Annotated in this window: 22 protein-coding genes; 9 read left to right on the top strand and 13 right to left on the bottom strand. The window is 71.7% G+C overall.

Going from position 1 to position 21,482, the window contains the following annotated elements; all coding sequences use genetic code 11:
- Positions 1–36 precede the first annotated feature (36 nt).
- Positions 37–2,088 carry a hypothetical protein gene (locus FR742_RS09675; RefSeq protein WP_148030639.1) on the bottom strand — a complete coding sequence of 684 codons (2,052 nt, stop codon included), beginning with the start codon at positions 2,086–2,088 and terminating at the stop codon, positions 37–39.
- Positions 2,089–2,189: 101 nt separating this feature from the next.
- On the opposite strand from FR742_RS09675, the gene FR742_RS09670 reads away from it, so the two are divergent.
- The 4 genes from FR742_RS09670 (at position 2,190) to FR742_RS09655 (ending at position 3,758) form a co-directional block, all read left to right on the top strand.
- The gene (locus FR742_RS09670) at positions 2,190–2,438 is read left to right on the top strand and encodes a type II toxin-antitoxin system CcdA family antitoxin (RefSeq protein WP_148030638.1); all 249 of its coding nucleotides are present in this window, start codon (positions 2,190–2,192) and stop codon (positions 2,436–2,438) included.
- Complete coding sequence (locus FR742_RS09665; RefSeq protein WP_148030637.1) at positions 2,435–2,836, top strand: DNA-binding protein; 402 nt, start codon at positions 2,435–2,437, stop codon at positions 2,834–2,836. Before FR742_RS09670 ends, FR742_RS09665 begins: the two co-directional genes overlap by 4 nt.
- A 125-nt stretch (positions 2,837–2,961) precedes the next feature.
- Positions 2,962–3,204, top strand: a complete 243-nt coding sequence (locus FR742_RS09660; RefSeq protein WP_148030636.1) for a hypothetical protein — start codon at positions 2,962–2,964, stop codon at positions 3,202–3,204.
- 116 nt (positions 3,205–3,320) lie between these two features.
- Entirely contained in the window at positions 3,321–3,758 is a 438-nt protein-coding gene (locus tag FR742_RS09655) for a hypothetical protein (RefSeq protein ID WP_148030635.1), read from the top strand.
- 346 nt (positions 3,759–4,104) lie between these two features.
- Here the strand turns inward: FR742_RS09655 and FR742_RS09650 are convergent, their stop codons facing one another.
- Both FR742_RS09650 and FR742_RS09645 read right to left on the bottom strand, forming a co-directional pair.
- The gene (locus tag FR742_RS09650; protein WP_148030634.1) at positions 4,105–4,530 is read right to left on the bottom strand and encodes a DUF5980 family protein; all 426 of its coding nucleotides are present in this window, start codon (positions 4,528–4,530) and stop codon (positions 4,105–4,107) included.
- A 147-nt stretch (positions 4,531–4,677) separates the two neighbouring features.
- Positions 4,678–5,385 (bottom strand): SDR family oxidoreductase, encoded by a 708-nt coding sequence (locus tag FR742_RS09645; protein ID WP_148030633.1) that lies wholly within the window; start codon positions 5,383–5,385, stop codon positions 4,678–4,680.
- A gap of 58 nt (positions 5,386–5,443) precedes the next feature.
- Here FR742_RS09645 and FR742_RS09640 point away from each other — a divergent pair, with 58 nt between their 5' ends.
- Entirely contained in the window at positions 5,444–5,851 is a 408-nt protein-coding gene (locus FR742_RS09640) for a MerR family transcriptional regulator (protein ID WP_148034446.1), read from the top strand.
- 48 nt (positions 5,852–5,899) lie between these two features.
- Here the strand turns inward: FR742_RS09640 and FR742_RS09635 are convergent, their stop codons facing one another.
- From FR742_RS09635 to FR742_RS09625, 3 genes are all read right to left on the bottom strand, one after another.
- Positions 5,900–6,193 carry an antibiotic biosynthesis monooxygenase gene (locus FR742_RS09635; protein WP_261808446.1) on the bottom strand — a complete coding sequence of 98 codons (294 nt, stop codon included), beginning with the start codon at positions 6,191–6,193 and terminating at the stop codon, positions 5,900–5,902.
- A 225-nt stretch (positions 6,194–6,418) separates the two neighbouring features.
- A complete protein-coding gene (locus FR742_RS09630) occupies positions 6,419–7,474 on the bottom strand; it encodes a DUF6183 family protein (RefSeq protein ID WP_148030631.1) in 1,056 nt (351 codons plus the stop codon).
- An 80-nt stretch (positions 7,475–7,554) separates the two neighbouring features.
- The gene (locus FR742_RS09625) at positions 7,555–7,926 is read right to left on the bottom strand and encodes a DUF5997 family protein (protein ID WP_148030630.1); all 372 of its coding nucleotides are present in this window, start codon (positions 7,924–7,926) and stop codon (positions 7,555–7,557) included.
- 55 nt (positions 7,927–7,981) lie between these two features.
- Here FR742_RS09625 and FR742_RS09620 point away from each other — a divergent pair, with 55 nt between their 5' ends.
- A complete protein-coding gene (locus tag FR742_RS09620; protein WP_261808445.1) occupies positions 7,982–8,710 on the top strand; it encodes a LysR substrate-binding domain-containing protein in 729 nt (242 codons plus the stop codon).
- A gap of 24 nt (positions 8,711–8,734) precedes the next feature.
- Here FR742_RS09620 and FR742_RS09615 read toward each other — a convergent pair whose 3' ends face one another.
- Positions 8,735–10,420, bottom strand: coding sequence for an acyl-CoA dehydrogenase family protein (locus FR742_RS09615; RefSeq protein ID WP_148030628.1), 1,686 nt, complete (start codon positions 10,418–10,420; stop codon positions 8,735–8,737).
- A 31-nt stretch (positions 10,421–10,451) separates the two neighbouring features.
- On the opposite strand from FR742_RS09615, the gene FR742_RS09610 reads away from it, so the two are divergent.
- Positions 10,452–11,171 carry a PaaX family transcriptional regulator C-terminal domain-containing protein gene (locus FR742_RS09610; protein WP_148030627.1) on the top strand — a complete coding sequence of 240 codons (720 nt, stop codon included), beginning with the start codon at positions 10,452–10,454 and terminating at the stop codon, positions 11,169–11,171.
- Here the strand turns inward: FR742_RS09610 and FR742_RS09605 are convergent.
- Together FR742_RS09605 and FR742_RS09600 are read right to left on the bottom strand one after the other, a co-directional pair.
- Entirely contained in the window at positions 11,161–12,183 is a 1,023-nt protein-coding gene (locus tag FR742_RS09605) for a hypothetical protein (RefSeq protein ID WP_148030626.1), read from the bottom strand. The genes FR742_RS09610 and FR742_RS09605 overlap by 11 nt on opposite strands.
- Positions 12,184–12,249: 66 nt before the next feature.
- A complete protein-coding gene (locus FR742_RS09600; RefSeq protein WP_148030625.1) occupies positions 12,250–13,647 on the bottom strand; it encodes a glutamate--cysteine ligase in 1,398 nt (465 codons plus the stop codon).
- A gap of 124 nt (positions 13,648–13,771) precedes the next feature.
- Here FR742_RS09600 and FR742_RS09595 point away from each other — a divergent pair, with 124 nt between their 5' ends.
- Both FR742_RS09595 and FR742_RS09590 read left to right on the top strand, forming a co-directional pair.
- Positions 13,772–14,809, top strand: coding sequence for a zinc-dependent alcohol dehydrogenase family protein (locus tag FR742_RS09595; protein WP_148030624.1), 1,038 nt, complete (start codon positions 13,772–13,774; stop codon positions 14,807–14,809).
- Between the two features lie 78 nt (positions 14,810–14,887).
- Positions 14,888–15,493, top strand: coding sequence for a DNA-binding response regulator (locus tag FR742_RS09590; RefSeq protein ID WP_148030623.1), 606 nt, complete (start codon positions 14,888–14,890; stop codon positions 15,491–15,493).
- Here the strand turns inward: FR742_RS09590 and FR742_RS09585 are convergent.
- From FR742_RS09585 to FR742_RS09570, 4 genes are all read right to left on the bottom strand, one after another.
- On the bottom strand, positions 15,386–17,449 hold the full coding sequence (locus tag FR742_RS09585) for a prolyl oligopeptidase family protein (protein WP_148030622.1): 2,064 nt from the start codon (positions 17,447–17,449) through the stop codon (positions 15,386–15,388). The two genes, FR742_RS09590 and FR742_RS09585, sit on opposite strands and share 108 nt — an antisense overlap.
- A gap of 17 nt (positions 17,450–17,466) precedes the next feature.
- Positions 17,467–19,113 (bottom strand): ABC transporter ATP-binding protein, encoded by a 1,647-nt coding sequence (locus FR742_RS09580; RefSeq protein WP_148034445.1) that lies wholly within the window; start codon positions 19,111–19,113, stop codon positions 17,467–17,469.
- 325 nt (positions 19,114–19,438) lie between these two features.
- Positions 19,439–21,250 carry an ABC transporter ATP-binding protein gene (locus FR742_RS09575; protein ID WP_148030621.1) on the bottom strand — a complete coding sequence of 604 codons (1,812 nt, stop codon included), beginning with the start codon at positions 21,248–21,250 and terminating at the stop codon, positions 19,439–19,441.
- Positions 21,251–21,347: 97 nt separating this feature from the next.
- Positions 21,348–21,479: a SapB/AmfS family lanthipeptide gene (locus tag FR742_RS09570; RefSeq protein ID WP_148030620.1), complete on the bottom strand. Its 132-nt coding sequence runs from the start codon at positions 21,477–21,479 to the stop codon at positions 21,348–21,350.
- Between the last annotated feature and the right edge of the window lie 3 nt (positions 21,480–21,482).

Below are 21,482 nucleotides of genomic sequence, written 5' to 3'. Positions count from 1 at the left end.
GCAGTACGACCGATACGGTGCGAGGAATTCTCCACATCACTGGTGCTCCGGCTTGCCATCCTCGAAGCCCCAGCGCGACTCGTTGCGGGCCCGATTCCATTGCTGACCGGCGAGCCCGTCGTATAGCCACGTCTGGTAGGCATCCAGTCGAGGCTGGACATCCCCCGGATAAGGTGCCATCTCATGCTGTGTCATCAGACTATTTCCGTCATCCTTCAGGAAGTTGTTCGGCGACTTACGCGGGTCGTCCCCCTTCTCCACTCCATCCAGGGATCCCCATGGATGCGTGGGAGCGGCAGGCTCGCTCTTGCCGAACAAACCGTTTCTAAGCATGGCGTCGGCAATCAACTGATCGTGCAGATAATGTGCCTCACCCATAGCGATGTTGGCCTCGTACGTGGCCTTGACCCTGTTCAGATCGGTCTTGGCCGAGTCCTCGATCAAGCTGGTCCACGAACCCAGAGTGGTAGCCGTTATCGCCCATGCAGCCGTCTGCGGGATGCCGAGCCCTGTGTTGACCGCAGCCATGAATACCTTCATGTTCCGCTCCTGCTGCTCGTCCAGTTTCGTTCCCAGCTCGATTTTGGCTAGCCCGCTTGCATGTGTGATCAGTCCGAGACCCGCCCCGGTTTCCCGTATGTTGGCCAGGAGCGATTTCGTGCTCTTTCCTGCCGCTGCTTGTGCGGCGCCATGGTCGATCAGTTTCCTCGACCACGCAATCTGAGCCGCCATCACCGTTGCCAGCGCCTTGGCATCATGCTTGAAAACATCTTCCATGACCTTGTGGAGGGCCGGCTTCTCGAACTGCGCGCCCCATAGCTGATCACTCGCCAGCAAATGGGGACGATCGTTCACGAACACGCTGGATTTCCCGCCGGTCTTAGGTGCTTCGGCAATACGATTGACATCGTTTATATACGCGCTGATGATACGTGCCGCACTGCCGGTCGTGGCAAAGGCAGGCCCTTCGGTTCCGGCCAGAACGCGCTCGGCCTCCCAGCGGATGAAATCCGAGGCGATCTTGGCCGAGATGAATCCCGGCGACGGTTCCGGGGGTGAGCCGTCGCGATCGCGGTAGGTCATCGTCGCCGCTTCCAGCGCCGCCCCGAACGCCGCCCCGTCGTCATGCATCCGCCGTTCGGTGACGTACCGCTTCATGATGCCGGGGTCGCCGACGAAGACGTCCTGGGCTGCCTTGGGGTGGTTGGCGAGCGCCTTCATGACCCCGATCATCGGATCGTGCGGAATGCCGGTCGCTGGCTTCTCGTTCCAGGTCTTCCGGTCCAGGCCCTCAAGCGTTTTGGCGGCGGCCACCAGGAAGTCCCGGCTGAACTTCCCGTACGGGAGCACCGCCGCGAGCGCGTGCTGATCCACCGGCACACGCAGATGGTCGAGCAGTTCCTTCCGCCATGACTCGCTCAGCCGCGGGCTGGCCGCGCCGAGCGTCTTGCCCAGCGCCGCCTGTAATCGCTGCCTCCGCTCGTCCTTGTGGTAGACCAGCGCCGCCATGAGGTGGCGGAACCTCTCCGTCCCGAGCGCGTACATCAGGGAGGTGGCGAATCCTGCGTCGCCCGCCCGTTTCTCCAGCTCGGCGACGGTCTTCTCGTCAACTTCGCCGTTACGGTCGACCTCACGCAGCTTGAGTGCCGCCGCGTACACATCCGGCTGGCTGGAGGCGGCGCTGTACAGGTGCTCGTCGAACGGCGCCAGCCCGCCGGCCCCCACCGCGCCCCACTCCGGTTTCGCCGCCTGGATGGTCTCGTTGCGGCGGCGCAGTTCCGGCCGCTTGGCGCCGATCCAGTTGCCCAGTTCCCGCAGCGCGTTCAGCCGTGAGGTGTCCAGATCGAGGTCTTCCAGGGTGCGGCGGATCCGCGGTTCGTGCCTGCCGAGCGTGCTCTCCGCCTGGCCGAGATCGCGCTCGAACGCGTGCATCAGTTCCGGGTCGATCCCCGAATACTCCCAATCGGGCGGCTGCGCGACCGCCGGTGGGGTCCGGGAAGGCTCCGCCGGGCCTTTCTCGGTGCGTGCCTGGGGCTTGTCCGGCGGCCGCTCGGGTGACGGCTGAGGATTCGGCGACGGGGTCGTCATCAATAATCTCCGGCACGGTACGTAGTCGGTGCTCGCAAAGGTTCGCCGTTCCTTCAGACAGCTTCAGCACACCTATCCGCATACCGCAGTATGCTTGCCCTATGGCGGACACGACACGTATCACTGTGACCTTGCCGAGCGATCAGGTGACCGAGCTCAGAAAGCTCACCGACAACGTCTCCGGCTACGTCGCCGAGGCGGTGGCACGCCAGTTGCGGCACCAACTCCTCGGCGAAGACCTGCGGCGTCACCAGGAAGAGCACGGGGAGTTCACCGATGAGGAACTGGCTCGCGCTCGCGCCAGGATCTTCGGGTCCTCCGACCACGACGGCGCGGCGGACCCGTCGTGATCAAACGTGTCGAGACCGTCGTCCTGGACTGTCAGGGCCTGTCCGCCTGGATCGCGGAGGACCGTAAGATCCTCGCGATGTTGCAGGTGTTCCACACCATGGGTGCCGACTTCGTCATCGGGGCCAACACCATCGTCGAAGTCAGCCACGCCCGGGTGAACATGTCCCGACTGCAGTGGGTGCTCTCCCGGGTGAAGGTTGAGCCGGTGACCCAGGGCACGGCGAAAGTGTCCGCGAAGTTGCTCAAAACCGCAGGGCTGCACGGCCACCGGCACGCGATCGACGCGACGGTCGCTGAAGTAGCTCTGCGCCAACCGGCTCCGGTCGCCATGCTGACATCCGATGTCGACGACATGGCCCGGCTGTGCGGCGACCGGGTCAAGATCATCGGCATCTGACCAAGCCCGTCGCACATAGAGCCCGGAGGACTGGATCAGTCGGCGACGAGTGCTCAGGGCTGGCTCCACAGGCGGCTCGCTCGTACCCTGGTGATCCCCCACTCACTCCCCCAGGAGGTCTCCTCGTGCCACAGCTCGCCTTCGCCAGCACCTTCTGGGAGAGCTATGACGCCCTGGAGAAGGACGTCAAGGCGGGGGTGCGCAAGGTGATGCGGCGGTTCCAGGAACTCACCGTCAACCAGCTCCACGGGAAGAAGGGCGTGCACCTGGAGTCGGTCGCACAGGCGAAGGACTCCCGCATCCGGACCGTACGGATCACCGGCTTCTGGCGAGGTGTGGTGCTGGCAGCGACGTCTTCCTGCTGCTGAACATCCTGCCGCACGACGACGCCGACGAGTGGGCGAAGAAGCGCCGGGTCAGCGTCAACAGCGCCACCCCGGCGCCGGAGGCTTTCGCGAGCCTGTTCCCGGAGGGCCAGTTCGAGGTGCTGCAGTATCTCGCCGAGGGCTTCGCGCCCGAGGAGGTCTACCGGGACATGGTCGCCGAACGACGGCCCGGCGGCGATCAGGTCGGCCAGCCGAGCCTGGAGATGGCGATCGCCAACACCATGAGCCACATCACGCTGGCCACCGGGCCGCAGGGGCCGGCCGACATCCTGGAGAAGCCGTTCGCGGCGTGGCGGGTCTTCCGCGAGGGAGTCGTTGCACGTGTCGTGGAGCGGGACGCCGAGTCCGTTCCTGCCGATCAGCGCCGCGCCGAAGGACGCAGCGCGCCGCTGGTGAGACCGTCGCGGGCCGGCGAGGCCGCTCGATCACCCAGTTCGGCACCCTGGCGTTCGAACTCTTCGAGCGCCAGGAAGGCTTCCCCGTACAGCCGCTGCTCCTGCCCTGGGTTCTCCGCCGGGCCGTCTGGACCAAGTTAGTGGCAGGCGCGAAGAACGGCATCTTCGACTTCTGACGTTACGGCCATGCGACTCCCGGCGATTCCCCCTCAGGGTCGAAGCGTTCTCAGGTGGTGCACCGAAAAGGGAGAACGGTGCTTCCGTCGAGCCGCAGGAGCTTGTGGCGAAGCGATCCACTGTCCGCGGCCCATGGGGGAGCCGCGGACAGTTGATCTGCTCACCTTCGCAGGGGAACGCATCCGTACAGGTACGTGGCCTACGTTGCCGAGCATTCCTGCCGGGCTTTTCCGCCATGCGAGGGCTGGTGCACACCGGCGGATAGAGCAAACCTTTTGCCCTGTTCCAAGCAGGCTTTTCGAATGCGCGCTTAGTAGCAGCGCTCCTTGACGGTGATGGTGACGGGGTCGGACAGGGTTTGCGTCCCGTCCGAAGCCGTCATCTGCGCCGTGTAGACGCCGATCGGGAGCGGGTCGAACTCTGCGAAGACCCAGCCGTTGATCGTTGTCGAACCGTTCGAGTTGGTGTGATTCGAGCCGGGTGGGATTTCGTCGGCCTGGGTGACGACAGCCCCGGGGGGCAGATTCTCCACTGTGACATGGACGGTCGACGACCAGCTGCCGACGACAGCGGCCACGAAGTATGTCCAGTGAGAGTGGCCGTGTTTGATGCAGATTTGGTTTTCCCCCATGAGGTCCCACGTCGCCGCCGAAGCGGGGGTGCTGCCGGCCAAGGCGATGGCCAGTCCTGCCGTCGCGCCGAGCGCCGCTCTGGCGGCGCGGTGACTGATTTTCACGGCTGCCTCCCTTGGTTCTTGTTCCACAGAAACCTCTGACTCAGCAATCATTGATGATTAAAGAACCTTCTGACAAGAAAGTTTCTGTGTTCTTATGAAATTTTCATTCGAGAGTAAAGGGAAGATCGTCCAGCCGGGCGAGGGCGGTCAGGCCGAGAGGGCGGCCGCCGCTTCCCGGTAGATGACATCGGGGTCCTCGGACAGCCATGCCTTCACCTGGCGGCTCCAGTCGTCGGCGAGCACTTCAGGCCGGTGCGCCTCGATGCCGTCGAGGGCCGCCGCGACGATCGCCTCGGGAGCGCTCTTGTCGCCGTCGTACCAGGCCATCATGTCGGTGTCGGCGGCGCCCAGGTGCAGGCCCGTGACCAGGGTGCGCTGTCCGGCCAGTTCCAGGCGTGCGCTGTTGGTGAGCGCCCACTCCGCGGCCTTCGCCGCGTGGTATGCGCCCGCACCGGCGGAGGCGAACCATGAGATGGCGGACAGAACGTTGAGGATCGCGCCGTCGGCCAGCTGGGGCGCGAAGGCACGGATCACGTGGAGAGTGCCGTAGAAGTGGGTGTCCATCTCGCGGCGGATCACGTCCAGGTCTCCGGTGACCAGATTCGTCCCGGTCGAGATTCCCGCGTTGTTGATGACGATCTTGACGTCGGATGCCGCTGTCACCGCGGCGGCGACCGATGCCGGATCGGTGATGTCCAGCCGCAGCGGGACGACTCCCGGCACGTCGATGAGGTCGGGACGACGGGCGGTGGCGTACACCTTGCCGGCGCCGCGGTCGAGGAGGGACAGGACGAACTGCCGGCCCAGGCCGCGGTTGGCCCCGGTGACCAGCACATGTGCTCCGTTGATCTGCATGCGGATACGCTAAGACCTGACGTTGACGTCAGAGGCAAGTCTTGTGATGGAGGTCATGGTGCGGATCGGCGATCTGGCGGCGAGGTCGGGCGTCAGCGTGCGGGCGCTGCGCTACTACGAGGAGCAGGGACTGCTGGAGGCGCACCGGAGCAGCTCCGGGCAGCGCCACTACCCCGAGTCGGCGGCCGACCGGGTCCATCTGATCCAGATGCTGTACGCGGCCGGCCTGTCCAGCCGGACCATCGCCGAACTGCTCCCCTGCGTCGAATCCAAGGTCAGCACTCCCGCCACGCGTGCCCGGCTCGCCGCCGAACGCGATCGCATCGATGCCCAGATCGCGGAGTTGACCCGTACCCGTGATCGTCTGGACACGGTCATCCGCGTCTCCGAAAGCCCGGACAGCGACTGCACCAGACTCGCGTATCAGGACGTCCCCGCAGAAGCGGGTCGCTCCGCGACCCCGTGATGCCGTGCGGCCAGGGCAGGGCACGGCCCCGAAGCCCGGTGGGGGGCGTCAGGTCTCGATCGTCCCGATCTCCTCGTACTGCTCGATGGCGGAGGTGGTGTCCATGCCAGGCGCCTCGCGGTCGGAGTGGGCGGCTTTGAACGAGTCGGAGCGCAGCCAGGCGATGAAGTCCGCGCGGGAGTCGAACTCCATCGTGGACACGTAGGGCTGCCCTTCCTCCGTGGGGCGCAGGAGGGAGCTGCGCCGCAGGCCGGGGACGCCGGCGAGGGTGGCGCGCATGCTCTCCATGAAGGTGGCCTCGAACGCCTTGGCGTCCTCGGCGGGAACGTCGATGCGGTTCATGATCATGTGCATGGGGGATGCCCTTCTCCGTAGCGCCATGGCTCCTTTTCCCGACGCCCTGTCGGGATGATACCAACGCACCGTCGATAAGTGGTCGCCGAGTTGCAAGCGAACCCTGCGACTGGGCACGCCTGGGTGATGATGCGGATACCAACTCAGTGCGAGGCCGCCGACGGTGGCGCCGGCTTCGGCGGCGACTGACCGGGAGACCGGCTCGGCCGCGTCTCAGTCGGTGTCGGTGGCGGCGAGGACGTGGACCAGGAGGCGGTCGGGGTCGAGGGCGGCGATGCCGACGTCCCAGGCGACCTGGTAGAACCAGGCGGTCGAGGCGTCGAACAGGACCCAGGTGCGGCCGGCGGCGTCCTCGACGCGGGTGCCGCCCGCCAGGGCGGTCATCGACTGCCAGGCCAGCAGCCTGCCGTAGGCGCCGCCCCGGCCGCTGCCGTAGGCGGAGCCGATGGCCGCCGCCGCGAACAGCACCCGCATCACCTCCGACGGCGTGGCGGCGCGCACGGTCACCTCGCCCTCGCCGGCGAGGCAGGTCAGCCCGAGCCCTTCCAGCAGCTCCGCGTCCAGCTCGGCCGGCATCGCGAGCCGGAACGCCCGCGCCTCGATCCGGCCGTTGGAGTCCTCCGCCCAGTTCTCCACGGCTGCCGTGAGCAGGCCGGGCGCGAGCAGCTCCACCGCCGGCATCTGGTGGCCGGGCCGCCGCGGGAAGCCGGACCGCTCGACGGGACCGAACGGGATCGCGTACGACGCCCCGCGCAGGCTGTACGAGGGCAGGTCCAAGGCGTCCTCGAAAGGCAGCAGGGCCGGCGGGAGGATGGCCAGGGGGTGGTTCGCGTCCGCCAGATGGGCGGTCACCCGGCGGACGGCGCCTTGCTGGCCGATGTCCGGGTGACGCAGCACCAGCTCCTGCGTCAGGCACGCGAACAGCTCCGGCGCCTGCTCGTACTCCTCGTACAGCGGCAGCAGGTTGTCCACCGGCTGGGCGGAGGCGAGCTGGGCGGCGGCCAGGCGGACCCGGGAGTCGAGCTGCTCGGTCGCGGCCAGGCGCACGGCGCAGGCCGCGTTGCCGGGGCCGGGGGTCAGCGCCAGGGCCTGCTGGATGTGGAGGAGGACGGCGTCGCGCTGCCAGCCGGGCTCGGCGGCGCGCAGGGTCAGGGCCAGCTCGTACAGGTCTCCGGCCCGTCCCTCGGCGGCGGCCCGCTCGACCAGGTCGTAGTGGCGAGTGACGTCCTCGGCCTCGTGAAGTCCGGCCGGCAGCTCATCCAGCGACATGGGCGTCCTCGTGTAGGTCGGGCCACGCAGCATACAAGCGGACGTGATCTACGGCGAGCCCCGCGACCGGACTGGACGGGCTAGCGCTGCTTGAGGCGCTGCGCCTCTTTGCGGACCTCGGCCTGGGTGGAGCGCTCCTGCTCCAGCCACGCGGGGTTCTCCGCCTTGAGCGCGTCGATCTCGGCGGTGGTGAGCGGGTCGGTGATGCCGTTTCTCATCAGGCCGGAGATGGACACCCCGAGCTTCGCGGCGACGACCTGCTTGGGGTGGGGGCCGTTGCGGCGCAGGTCGGCGAGCCAGGCGGGGGGTGAGGCCTGCAGCGCGTTCAGCTCGCTCCGGGAGACCACGCCCTCCTGGAACTCGGCGGGGGTGGCCGAGAGGAGGATGCCCAGCTTCTTGGCCGCCGTCGCGGGCTTCATCGTCTGGGTGGTCTTGGGCTTGGGCGTGGTCATGGAGTCCAGCGTAGTCAGGCGGAACCGGTCCTTCTCACATCGGTACGCTGACGGGGTGACTCTTGAGGAGACCGGCGGGGTGTTCCGGCTGGCGTACCCGCCCGGCGTGACACCGGCGAAATGGGTCGGCGTCTGGGCCGAGAGGGTGCCCGACGTGCCGCTCACCCTGGTCCCGGCTCCCGCCGCCGACGTGGTGGGTCTGCTGCGCGGCGGAGGCGCCGACGCGGGGTTCGTGCGGCTGCCGGTCGACCGTGACGGGCTCAGCGTGATTCCCCTGTACGTGGAGACCACGGTGGTCGTGGTGCCGAAGGATCACGTGGTGACCGCGGCCGACGAGGTGACCGTCGCCGATCTGGCCGACGAGGAGGTCTTCCACCCGCTGGACGACGCCATCGAGTGGACGGTCCGCCCCGGGCAGCCCGCGTTCGAGCGGCCGGCCACGACGGCGGACGCGGTCCGGCTGGTGGCGGCCGGGGCGGGGCTGCTGGTCGTCCCGCAGTCGCTGGCGCGGCTGCACCATCGCAGGGACCTCACCTACCGGCCGGTGCCCGGCGCGCCGCAGTCGCAGGTGGGGCTGGCCTGGCTCACGGACGCGACGACCGACCTGGTGGAGGACTTCATCGGGATCGTCCGCGGGCGCACGGCGAACAGCTCGCGGGGCCGTGCGCCTCAGCCTTCGGCGGAGAAGCCGGCGCGGCGGGAGGCGGCGAAGCCGGTCCAGCGCGGCTCCGGACGCCGGGGGATGGCGACCGGCGGCCGGAAGAAGGGCCGCCGGGCCCGCTGACCGTTCGAACAGAAGTGCGGGTGGTCAGAAGGTGAAGGCTCCTCGGGTGAGTGTGTCGAAGTGGTCCAGGTCGTCGGCGGGGCGGTCGAGGCCGCGGAGGGGCCCGTGGTCGGCGAGGTGGGCGTCGGCGTAGAGGCGGGCGACCAGGGCCTTGCGGGAGCCGTGGCCCGCGCGCTCCTCCCAGCCCGCCTGCTCGGCCAGCAGCGCGGCGGCGTACACGTCGGCCATGAACTGGGCCAGCGGGTAGAGCCGGGCCTCGGCCACGGCCGGGTCGAGCGAGGACCAGGCGGTGATCGCCTTGCCCAGGTCGTCGACGCGGCCGCGTACCAGGGACCAGTCGCCCGAGGGAGCCTGGTCCACGGCGGCGGCCAGGCGGTCGAGGAACGGCTCGTGGGCGTTCTCGCGCAGCATGGCCCGGCGGACGTCGAGGCAGAGGATGTGGTCGCCGCCCTCCCAGATGGGGTTGACCTGGGCGTCGCGGAGCAGCCTGGCGACCGGCCACTGCTCGATGTAGCCGTTGCCGCCGTGCACCTCGACGGCGTCGCTGGCGGCGGTGAGGCCGAGGCGGGCGGCGCGCAGCTTGATCAGGGCGGGGGCCAGGCGCAGGCGCGGCCCGACGTGGCCGTCGAAGACGAGCGCCTGGACGGCCTCGACCTCGACGATGAGCTCGGTCAGCTTGCGGCGCATGAGGGGCTGGTCGGCGAGCGGCCGGCCGAACGCCTCGCGGGCGCGGGCGTAGCAGAGCGACTCGGTCAGGGCGCGCCGGGCGATGCCCGCGCCCATCATGGCGACGCCGAGCCTGGAGGCGTTCGTGAGCTTCATCATCGTGCCGAGGCCGGAGCCGGAGCCGGGCCCGGCCAGCAGGAACGCCTCGGCGCCGCTGAACTCGACCTCGGCCGAGGCGACCGAGCGGGTGCCGAGCTTGTCCTTCAGCCGCCTGATGCGTACGCCGTTGCGGGTGCCGTCGCGGCGCTCCCACAGCACCAGGAACGGCGCCACGGAGCCTTCGTGCCTGGCCAGCACCACGAACGCGGACCCGTTGGCGTTGGAGGCGAACCATTTCAGCCCGGTCAGCGACCAGGCGTCGCCGGACGGCTCGGCGGTGGTCTCCAGGGCGGCCAGGTCGGAGCCACCGGTCCGCTCGGTGAACATCTGGGCGGCTTCGCCGGAGTAGTCGCCGTTGGCGAAGATCTCCCGTACCCGTTGCTTGACGTCGTCGGGCGCGTGGCGTTCGGCGAGCGAGACGACCATGTCGCCGCCGGTGCCGAGCGCGCAGCCCATGCCGATGTCGGCCTGGTCGAGCAGGTAGGTCCAGGCGGCGGCGAGCGCGGCCGGGTCGGCGCCGTGGGCCCGGGCCTGCTCGGCGAAGGCCGGGGAGGTGAAGTTGTCGGCCATGAGCGCGTCGCGGGCGGCGTGGAACGAGGGCGGCATGACGACCTCGCTGATGTCACGCCCCCATTTGTCGTACTTCTCCAGCCGGGGCGGGTTGCGGTCGGTCTCCTCCGCGTGCGCGGCGATCGGGCCGCCCATGAGCGCGCCGAGGCGGTCGAGGTGCGGCTCGGCCCAGGCGTAGCCGTCGCCGAGGTGGCGGCGCATGAGCAGCTGGAGCGACGGGTCGCAGCGCCACCAGTTGCGTCCCGCGGCTCCCTGGTAGCGCTCGGTGGCGTAGCGGTCGCTGGAGTCGAAGGGTTCGACGAGATACCTGCCCATACCACCGAGCATTACATATCATCGACACGCGATGGAAGAGCGTAATACACTCAGCGCCCGCTCGGCCGTGCTCAGCGCGCTGCTGGGCAGCCATCCGCCGAGCCTGCCCGCCCGCCGCCTGGTGCGCGTCGGCGCGCTGTTCGGCATCGCCGAGGGCACCGTACGGGTCGCGCTGTCGCGCATGGTGGCGGCCGGCGACCTGGTCCAGTCCGGCGGCCGCTACGCGCTGACCGAGCGGCTGGCCGAGCGCCAGGCCAGGCAGGACGAGAGCCGCGCCCCGCACACCCGGCCGTGGGACGGCACGTGGGAGATCGCCGTGGTCACCGCCGAGCGGCGCGCGCCCGCCGACCGGGCCGCGCTGCGGCACGCCATGACCACGCTGCGCCTCGCCGAGCTGCGCGAGGGCACCTGGATGCGGCCCGCCAACCTGCTGCGGGAAGAGTGGCCGGCGGTCGTGACCGCCCAGTGCACGCTGATCGACGGCCGCCCGCACGCCGACCCCACTCCCCTGCTGTGGGATCTCGACGGCTGGGCGGCCGAGGCGCGCGGGCTGCGGCGCTCGCTCGACCGGGCCGAGGGACTGGCCGAGGGGTTCCTGGTGTCGGCGGCGGTGCTGCGCCACCTGCTGGCCGACCCGCTCCTGCCGCCCGAACTGCTGCCGGACGACTGGCCGGGCGCCGGGTTGCGGGCCCGCTACGACGACTTCGACCGCCGCTTCCGCGAGCTGCTGGACCGGCATCTCAGAGATTGACGCCGAACACCACCCGTTTGCGCCGGAACTCGGCCAGGCTCCACACCTTGCCGCCCCGGGCGGTCAGGTCCTCCGGGCCGATCGGGAACGGCCGCCGGGCGAGCTTCCCGTTCTCGTACACGAGCAGCCTGCCGTTGGCGCCGGAGCCGGCGGACTGGCTCAGGTACCACCGGCCGTCGCGGGAGATCGCGCCCTGGATCTTCTCGTGCCCCATGACGAACGCGTCCGCGGGCTCGCCGTCCAGCTCCAGGTTCCAGCGCACGACCCGGCCTTCGCGGTGGTCCTCGGCGTACTCGCCGGAGATCAGCGTGTGCGGGGTGGTGCTGCGGTCCAGGCCGACGAACGAGAACCTGGCGCCCTTGACCGCGACCCTCCAGAAGTCGGTCTGCGGGATGACGTAGCGGTAGCCGAAGGCGTGCAGCCGGCCTCCGTGCCGGCCCACCCGCTCCCCGTCGCCCACGCCGGCCTGCGCGCTGGTCAGGTCGAGCACGTTGTTCAGGTCGAAGACCCGCAGGCCCCTGGTGGTGTCGGCGACGTAGAGCAGGTCGCCGTAGCAGGCGACGCCGCCCGCGTGGATGTCGATGGGCTTGTACGACCCGTCGGGGGCGGCCTCGACCAGCAGCGCGTGCCGGTATTTCAGCGTCGAGGGGCTTAAGAACGTCACCCTGATCCCCCGCTCGCCCGCCTCCGGCCGGTAGTACCACGTGGCGACGAACACCGAGACCGGGATCGTCCCGGAGTCCGCCCCGCAGGTCAGCCCTTGCGGGTACCAGTCGGCGGTCTCCTGGTCGCCCTGGTCGAACGCGTACCACACCGACGGCTTGGGCATCGACCCGAACGCCTCGGGCGCGCCCTTGCGCACGGCCTTCCTGTTGGCCTGGGCCAGCACCTCCTCGATCGGGGCGGCGCGGATCTCGCCGGCCAGCTTCGCCGCCCCCTCCGCCAGGGTCCCGGTGTCACGCACCAACCGGAAGGGGGTCCCGTCGGTGGGTTTCATCCCCGTGTCAGCCATGCATCCCTCGCTTTTCCCGTCTGTACGCAAGAGTCTGACGGAAGGGGTGACGAGAAGGTTGCGTCACTACGACCACAGGTGTACCGGCAGCCCCGACAGTGCCAGCTCCCGGTAGCGGCGCACCAGCCGGGCCCGGTCGCCGCCGAACTCGGCCAGCTTCTCCCGCTGCCAGGCCGCGCCGGTGCGGCGCAGCCGGGTGCGCTGCTCGATGATGCCGAGCGCGTCGTCGGCGTCCTTCACCGACACGCCGTTGGCCAGCAGCGCGGCGCGCGCCTCGGGCAGCAGGCTCAGCACCAGGTCGGCGGCTTCGAACTCGCCGTCGCGGCCCGGCCACGACAGCTTGGCGTCCAGCCCGTGCATGGCCGCGCGGTAGAAGTTCTGGTACGCCTCCGCGAACCGGTAGCCGGTCAGGTCGCGCTCGGCCTGCGCCAGCGTCAGCCCGAGCAGGAACGCGGTGTTGGCGGTCATGTCGGCGCACGACGGGCCGGCGGGCAGGGCGCGCATCTCGATGCGCAGGTGGCCGCCGTCGGCGGGGTCGTAGACGGGCCGGTTCCACTGCCAGATCGTGCCCTGGTGCAGCCGCAGCTCGGGCACGTCCGTACGGTCGCCGTCCTCGACGAGGTTGGGCACGACCGGGTCGTAGTCGTTGACGTACCGTTCGAAGAGCTCGTACGCGCCCTCGCGCACCCAGTCGGAGCCGAAGGTCACCCGCCCGTCCTTGCGGTAGAGCCGCTCCACGTCGCGGTCGTCGGCCGCCTCCTCGAACAGCGCGATCCTGGTCTCCTCCCACAGCGTCCGGCCGAGGAACGCCGGCGAGTTCCCGCAGGCCGCCAGCACCGGGCCGATCGCCAGCTGGGCGGCGTTGAACAGCCGGGCGAACCGGTTCGGCGGCACCCGCAGGTGCACCTGCCAGGAGGTGTTGGCGCTCTCCAGGATGACGTTCTCCACGCGCAGTTCCAGGTCCTCGACCTTGACCAGGAACGGTTCCAGCCGCAGCCGCCGCAGGCCCCTGCGCAACGCCTCGTAGCGGTTCTCCTCGCTCATCGCGTCGGCGGTGAAGTCGCCCACGTCGAGCGTCGGCAGGATGCCGATGGGCAGCGCCCCGCCTCCTTCGACGGCCTCGTCAACCATGCACATCGTCTCCTGGATCTCCGCCCCCAGCCGCTCGAACGGCCGCCCGGCCAGCGGGATGGGGGTGAGGTTCACCTCGATGTTGTAGCGGCCCAGCTCCAGCACCACGCGGGGATCGCCGAGGCGGTCGCGCACCTCGCTGTTGCGCGGCAGCGGCCTGCCCTGCTCGTCGACGAGGAAGAGCTCCAGCTCCGCGCCGATCGTGACCGGCCCCTCGCCGAAGCCGGGGCGGTCGAGCAGCTCGCGCAGCACCGTGAGCTGCTCGTGGAGCCGCTCGCCGAACCGCAGGAATTCGTCCTCGGTAAACCGTGCTTTATCCAGATCCTGTCCCATGCCCCTCATCTGTCCTGGGAAGGGGGGTTGACACCCGTCACCAGGTCACAGTGCGCTGTCCTGCGGAACGGGACCGTGACGCGAGGCCTGTGCGAGCTGCGGCGGCTCACTCTAAGCTCATGAGATGCGTGCTGTTGTCTACGACGAATTCGGTGGCGAGCTCGACCTGCGCGAGCTGCCCGACCCGGCGCCCGCCCCGCACGGGGCGGTGATCCGCGTCGAGGCCACCGGCCTGTGCCGCAGCGACTGGCACGGCTGGCAGGGGCACGACCCCGACATCCGGGTGCTGCCGCACGTGCCCGGCCACGAGCTGGCCGGGGTCGTGGAGGCGGTCGGGGCCGAGGTGCGCGGCTGGCGGCCGGGGGCGCGGGTGACGGTCCCGTTCGTGTGCGCGTGCGGGTCCTGCGCGGCGTGCCAGGCGGGCGAGCAGCAGGTGTGCGAACGGCAAACGCAGCCGGGGTTCACCCACTGGGGCTCCTTCGCCGAGCTGGTGTCGATCGACCACGCCGACGTCAACCTGGTCGCGCTGCCGGAGGAGATGTCGTACGCGACCGCGGCCTCGCTCGGCTGCCGGTTCGCCACCTCCTTCCGTGCGGTGGACCAGGTGGCCGGGGTTCGGCCGGGCGAGTGGGTGGCGGTGCACGGCTGCGGCGGTGTCGGCCTGTCCGCCATCATGATCGCCACCGCGGTGGGGGCCAGGGTGGTGGCCGTCGACATCAGCGGCGACGCCCTCCACCTGGCCGAGCTGGCCGGCGCCACCCACTTCGTCGACGGCTCCGCGGGCGACTCCGCCACCCAGGTGCGGGAGCTGACCAGGGGCGGCGCGCACGTGTCGATCGACGCGCTGGGCAGCCCGCGGACCTGCGCCGCGTCCGTCGAGAGCCTGCGCCGCCGGGGCCGCCACGTCCAGGTCGGGCTGCTGCCCGGCGCGGCGACGCCGGTGCCGATGGGCCGGGTGATCGCCCAGGAGCTGCGGCTGCTGGGCAGCCACGGGATGGCCGCGCACGCCTACCCACGCATGCTGGAGCTGATCAGGGCGGGCGTGCTCCACCCCGACCAGCTCGTCACCCGTACGGTCGGGCTGGCCGACGCGGGCAAGGCGCTCGCGTCGATCGGCTCCGTGGCGGGCGTGACCATGATCATGCCCCGCGGCCCGTTCTGAATCGCGCTTTTCCGGCCTACATGGCTGGGTATGTAGCCCCGCAGTGACCAGGACCCCACAGAGCGCGAGGAATCCGCGATGATCCGCACCATACTGGCTGAGGATATGCATCTGGTCCGGGGGGCGCTCGTCGCCCTGCTCGCCTACGAGGAGGACATCGAGATCGTCGCCGAGGTCGACAGAGGCGACAAGATCCTGCCCTCCGCGCTGGAGCACCGGCCGGACGTGGCCGTGCTCGACATCGCGCTGCCCGGCAAGGACGGGCTGGCCGCGGCGGGCGAGCTGCACGACGAGCTGCCGGAGTGCGGCGTGCTGATCCTCACCGGGGTCGGCACGCCCGGGCTGCTCAAGCGGGCGCTGGACGTGCACGTGCGGGGTTTCATGGCCAAGGACGCGCCGCCCGGCCACCTGGCGGACGCCATCCGGCGGGTGGCCGACGGGGAACGGGTGATCGACTCGGAGCTGGCGATCGCCGCCATGCGGCCGCCGGACGCGCCGCTGACCCGGCGGGAGCTGGACGTGATCGGCGCGGCCGCGGAGGGCGCGTCGGTGCCGGAGATCGCCGCGTCCCTGTTCTTAGGGGAGGGAACCGTCCGCAACTACCTGCACCGGACCACCGCCAAGCTGGGCGCCCGCAGCCGCATCGACGCCATCCGCATCGCCCGCGAGGCCGGCTGGATCTGAGGTGTGCCGCGCGATGAACGCCAGCGCGTCGGCCGCCAGCGCGATCGAGCGGCTCGCCGCCCGGGCGCCGTGGCCGACGTCCGGCTCGTGCCGCAGCAGGATCGGCCGGTCCCCCGAGGTGGCGTGCTGCATCGCCGCGCACATCTTGCGGGCGTGCATCGGATCCACCCGGGTGTCGGCGGCCGACACCGTGAACAGCGTCGCCGGGTAGTCCACCCCCTCCCTGACCCGGTGGTAGGGCGAGTACGCGAGCAGCCAGGGGAGCTGCTCCGGGTCGTCGGCGCACCCGTACTCGGCCACCCAGGACGGCCCGAGGCCGGAGTGGTGGTAGCGGACCATGTCGAGCAGGCCCGCCGAGCAGACCGCGGCCGCGAACAGGTCGGGCCGCTGGGTGATGGCGGCGCCGACGAGCAGGCCGCCGTTCGACTCTCCCCAGACGGCCAGCCGGTCCGGGGTGGTCCAGCCGTCGGCGATCAGCTTCTCGGCGGCGGCGACGAAGTCGTCGAACACGTTCTGCTTGCGCTCCAGCATGCCGTCGCGGTGCCAGGCCTCGCCCTCCTCGCCGCCGCCGCGCAGGTTGGCGATGGCGAGCACGCCGCCGGCCGCCACCCAGGCGAGCGAGTCCGCGGCGTAGCCGGGCAGCAGGGGGACGCCGAACCCGCCGTAGCCGTTCAGGATCGCCGGGCGCGGCCCGCCCCCGGTGTCCGGGCGGGCGATGACGATCATGCGGATGCGGGTGCCGTCGGCGGATTCGTACTCGACGTGCCGGCTCTCCACGTCCGGCGCGGGCGCCTGGCCGGGCGGCGCCGCCCACAGCTCCGCCGTGCCGTCGCGCGCGTCGTACCGCCACACCTGGGGCGGGGTGACCGCGTCGGTGTAGCTGAACCAGGCCTCGTGCCCGCGGCCCGGCCGGGACGTGAACGCGCCGACGGAGCCGTTGCCCGGCAGCGGCACCGGCCCGGCGGCCTCTCCCGTCTCCGCGTCGTACACGGTGATCTCCGCGACGGCGTGGCGGACGGCCGAGACCAGGAGCCTGCCGCCCTCCAGAACGGTGAAGGCGCCGAGCACGGCGTCCGGGTCCTCGGGGACCAGCTCGCGCCAGCGGTCCGGCTCGGCCGGGTCGGCCACGCACAGCCTGCGCCGCGGCGCGTCCCGGTCGGTCAGCAGGTAGAGCCGGCCGTCCGGGCCGATCCCCGCCGCGGTGCGCGCCCGCACGCCCCGCTGGGCGGCGCGCAGCGACGGCTCCTCCGGCCCGCCGCGCGCCAGGTCGGCGACCCACACGTCCTGGTACGCGGACCCGCCCGCGGAGACGAGCAGCCACCGGCCGTCGGGGCTGATCGAGATCCCGTACCCCACGGCGCCCGCGCCGCACACCGGCACGTCCTCGGCGACGCCGAGCCGGTGCAGGAACACGCCCTCGTGGAAGCGCACGTAGTAGAACGCGTCGCCGCCGGGCAGCCACGCGACCGGGGAGTAGCGGCAGCCGCCGATCGGGCCGTCGAGCACCAGGCCCGTGTCGAGGTCGCGCACGTAGAGGTCCGCCCGCTCGTCGCCGCTGCGGGAGAGCTGGTACGCCAGCAGTCTGCCGTCCGGGCCCGGGTGCCAGTCGTCGAGGGTGGTCAGGCCGGCGGGGTCGAGCTCCATCGGGTCCAGCACCGGCACGCCGTCGCGGTACAGCACCGGGTGCTCCTGGCCGGCGGACTGGCTCTGGTGGAAGCAGCGCTCGCCGCGCCACACGGGCGGCGTGACCATGCCGACGGCGCCGAGCTCGGTCAGCCGCGCGTGGAACGCCTCGCGCAGGGGCGGGGCGGCGCCGCGCCACAGCTCGTCCTGCTCGGCGAGCCACGCCTTGGTCTCGGGGCTGCCGGGGTCCTCCAGCCAGCGGTACGGGTCGGCGACGCGGTGGCCGTGGAGGTCTTCCACGAGCGGCAGGCGCACGGTTTCTGGATATCTCATGGCACATCCCGGGTCTCTCAGGGGACGGTCTCCGGTTGCCAGTGACCGGCCAGGTCGGCGTAGAGCGGCGATCGGCTGATCAGCTCCTCGTGGCTGCCCACTGTCGTACGTGAGCCGTCCATGAGCAGGATGCGGCGGGCGCGCAGGGCCGAGGTGAGCCGGTGCGCGACGACCACCAGCGTGCCGCCGCGCCGCGTGAACGCATCCTCCACGCGGGCCTCGGCGGCGGGGTCGAGGTGGCAGCTCGCCTCGTCCAGGATGATCAGGCGGGCGGGCGACAGGTAGGCCCGCACCAGCGCGACGAGCTGCCGTTCCCCGGCGGACAGCGCCTTCGGCTCGACCAGCGCGCCGTACCCGCCGATCCGCTCGACGAGCCACTCCGCACCCAGCGCGGCCACCGCCGGCCCGGGGTCCGCGCCGTCGCTCAGGTAGGTGAGGTTCTCCCGCAACGTGCCGCGGAAGACGTACGCCTCCTGCGGGATGAGCACCCGCGCGGAGTGGTCGGCCGCGTGCGCGGGGACGCCGCCGATGGTCACCTCCCCCGCGCCGGGCCGCAGCACCCCGGCCATGAGCGCGGCGAGCGTGGACTTGCCCGCCCCGCTCGGTCCCACCACGGCGAGGTGGTCGCCTTCCGGCACCCGCAGGTCCAGGCGGTCCACGACGGGCTCCGAGTGCGGCCCGTACGCGAACGTCACGCCGCGCAGCGTCACCTCCGCGCCCGCGGGCCGCGCGCGCGGGGCGGCGGGCGGCTCCGGCGGCGCCCCGGCGACGATCCGCGACAGCGTCGCCACCAGCCGCACCCCGCTCACGCCGAGCCCGTGGACCAGGCCGTTCAGCGCGGGGACCAGCGACTGGGTGAGGTACGCGAGCATGCCGACGATGACGCCCGCGCCCGCTCCCCCGGAGGCCAGCCACGGGGTCCCGGCCAGCACCAGCACGACCGGCAGCCACCCGCCGACCCCGAGCGCGGCGGTGCGGACGGCGGTCACGCGGGCGAGGGCCCGGGCGGCGGCGGCCTGCGCCTCCACCCGGCCGGCCAGCCGGTCGGCCACCCGGTCCTCGTCCCCGCACGCGACGATGTCCCGCAGGCCGCCGGCGGTGACGGCCATGGCCGCGGCCAGCTCCTCGTCGGCGATCAGGAAGGCCCGCTGCCGCCGCGCCAGCAGCGGCAGCGACATCAGGAACAGCCCGAGCCCGGCGGCGAACGGCGGCAGCACCAGCACCAGCGCCCCCGGGGCCAGGGTCAGCATGCCGAGCAGCACGCCGCCGGCGGTGAACGCGAACCCGCGCACGGTGGTGACGACGGCGGCGAAGGCGTCCCTGGCCAGCTCGACCTGCATCCCCGCCCTGGCGACCGCCGAACTGTCCTGGCCTTCCCGTACGGCGCCCTCCACCACGCGGGTCAGCAGGTCGTCGCGGAACGGCTCCGCGACGGCCGCCACCGCGAGCACCACCTGGCGCGCGGCCAGCGCCGCCACCACCCACGCGCCTCCCAGCGCCGCCAGCCAGCCGAGCCCCGTCCCCACACTGCCGGCGGCGAACCCGTCCTCGATGGCCCGCGCCACGGCGTGCCCGATCAGGAACGCGGGCAGCGCCTCCAGCACGGACCACGCGCCGATCCTGGCAACCTGCCCCGGCCGCCGCCACACCGCCTGCCACACCATCCCCGTCACCCTGCACCTCCCCGCGTCCAGGGAGTGCCCGGGCGCCGAGCGGCGGCCATCGGCGTGGTGCAAGCGACCGAGATACGGCGGACAACGCGAGGCCGAGACTTGGGCCCCCGCGTTCCCTTCCGAGGAGTGACCGGGTGACGGGCGGCGGCCATCGGGGTGGCGCGGGCGGCTGAGGTCCGGCGGACGACGCCCGGCCTGGACCCAGGCCTCCTCGTTCCCTTCCGAGGAGTGACCGGGTGGTGGGCGGCGCGAACGGGGGTGATCTGGGAGGGCGGTCTGGTTGGAGGGCGGCCTGGGTGCTGGGTGGGGTGGAGGGTCATGGGGTGGCTCCCTGGAAGACCGCGCGGTAGTCGGGGTCGGGCCACAGGTCGTGGTGCGGGGCGACGGCGCGGACGGCGCCGTCGTGCAGCCAGACGACCTGGTCGGCGCGGGCGGCGGTGGCGAGGCGGTGGGCGACGACGATCCGGGTGCGGCCGCGGGGGTCCGCGGTGAGCGCCAGGGAGACCTGACGTTCGGTGACGGTGTCCAGGCTGGAGGTGGCGTCGTCGAGCACCAGCAGCCGCTCGCCGCGGGCGAAGGCACGGGCCAGGCCGAGCCGTTGCCGCTCACCGCCGGACATGGGCGCGGCGTCCAACGGAGTGTCGTAGCCGGAAGGCAGCCGGCGTACGAAGTCGTCGGCACGGGCCGCTCGTGCCGCCGCCTGTACGGACCCGGGGCCGATGGCCTCGCCGACGGTCTCGCCGACCAGGACGGGCCGTTCGAAGGCGTACCCGACGGCGCGGCGCAGCCCGGCGCGCGTCAGCTCGGGCAGCGGGACCCCGTCGAGCAGTACGGTGCCGCGCGCCGGGTCGGCCAGCCGGGCGGCGAGCGCGGCGAGCAACGACTTCCCGGACCCCGAACGACCGACGACGGCGGTGACGGACCCGCCGGGGATCACCAGCCGCGGCACGGCGAGCCCGTCGACGACGACATCCCGGAACTCCACCGTCCCCCGCCCACCGCGCCCCGGAGCAATACGAGGCGAACCGGCCGCCTTCCCCCCGCACGGGCCAGACACCCCTGCCATGGACGAAGAGGAGACAACGCCACCCTCCGGAGATGCCGGGACCTCGGCGGGTGAGGTAACGGTCTGTGGAGAGGGGGGTCCGTTGGGGGACTCGGGGAGGGTTCGGGTGCCGTAGGAGGGGGTGGGGGTGGTGAGGATGTCGTTGACGCGGGATGCCGCCGATCGTGCCCGGGCCAGGCCGCCGAAGTAGCCGAGGGCCGAGCTGAGGGAGGCGCCCAGCACCGCGTACCGGGCGGCCGCGTACAGCTCGCCGACGGTGAGGTCGCCGGCCGCGAGCAGGAGGCCGCCGGCGGCGAGGACCGCCACCTCGACCAGGGGCACGACGAGACCGGCCCGCACGCCGGAGGAGGCGTTGGCCCGCCACAGGTCCATGCCGTGCGCGCGCAGCCGGGGCAGCGGCGCGAGGACGCGGCGCGCCTCGGTGGCGGCGGTGCCGGCGGCGGCGATGGTGCGGGCGCCGTCGAGCGCGTCGACCAGCCGGCCCGCGATCTCGCCCTGCGCCTCCTGGTAGCCGCCCGCGATGGCGGTGCTGGCGCGCAGGAAGGCGCGGAGCACGACCAGGATGACCGCCACTCCGCCGACGAGGGCGAGCGCGAGCCGAGGGTCGATGAGGACGAGCGCGACCAGCGCCCCCACGGTGGGCACCATGAGCGACAGCGCGCCGGTCACCGCCTCGGGCGCGCGGCCGACCTCCTCGGCGTTCAGGCCGGCGCGCGTGACCAGCTCCCCTTCGGGGAACCGGCGGGTCATCAGGGGTCCGGCGCCGAGCACGTGCCGGAGCACGCGCAGCCGCAGCCGGGACGCGGCGTGCGCGACGCTGGCGCCGCGCGCCCATACGCCGAGGCTCTCGCACAGCGTCGCGGCGGCGACCAGGGCCACGCACAGCCCGAGCCAGAAGACCCGGTCGGGCCCGGTGGCGAGGAGGGCGTCGACGGCGCGGCCGATCGCGTACGGCAGGGCCAGCTCGGCGGCGGCGCCGCCGAGCGCGGTGCCGGCCAGGACGGCCGGCCACGGGCCGCCGCGCCGTACCGCGTCCAGCACCAGCCGGTCTTGGGCCCGCACCGGGAGCCTCCTTGGGGGTACCTTGGTACTACGGGGCTGAGTTGGGAAGGGCCCCCGTGCCGGTATCAGCGGTACGGGGACCCTAGGCCACACAGGATCAGTGGCAGATGGCGACGCTCAGGTTGCTGGGCTTGCCGGAGTGGCACGTGAGGACAGTCAGCGAGCTGCCGCCGCTGGCCACGTCGGTCGACGCCGGAGCCTCCAGACCCTGCAGGTCGAGAAGAACCATGTG

It is taken from the genome of Nonomuraea sp. C10 (assembly GCF_008017515.1).
GTDB lineage: Bacteria > Actinomycetota > Actinomycetes > Streptosporangiales > Streptosporangiaceae > Nonomuraea > Nonomuraea ferruginea.
This window is presented reverse-complemented; position numbering and strand designations above follow the sequence as displayed.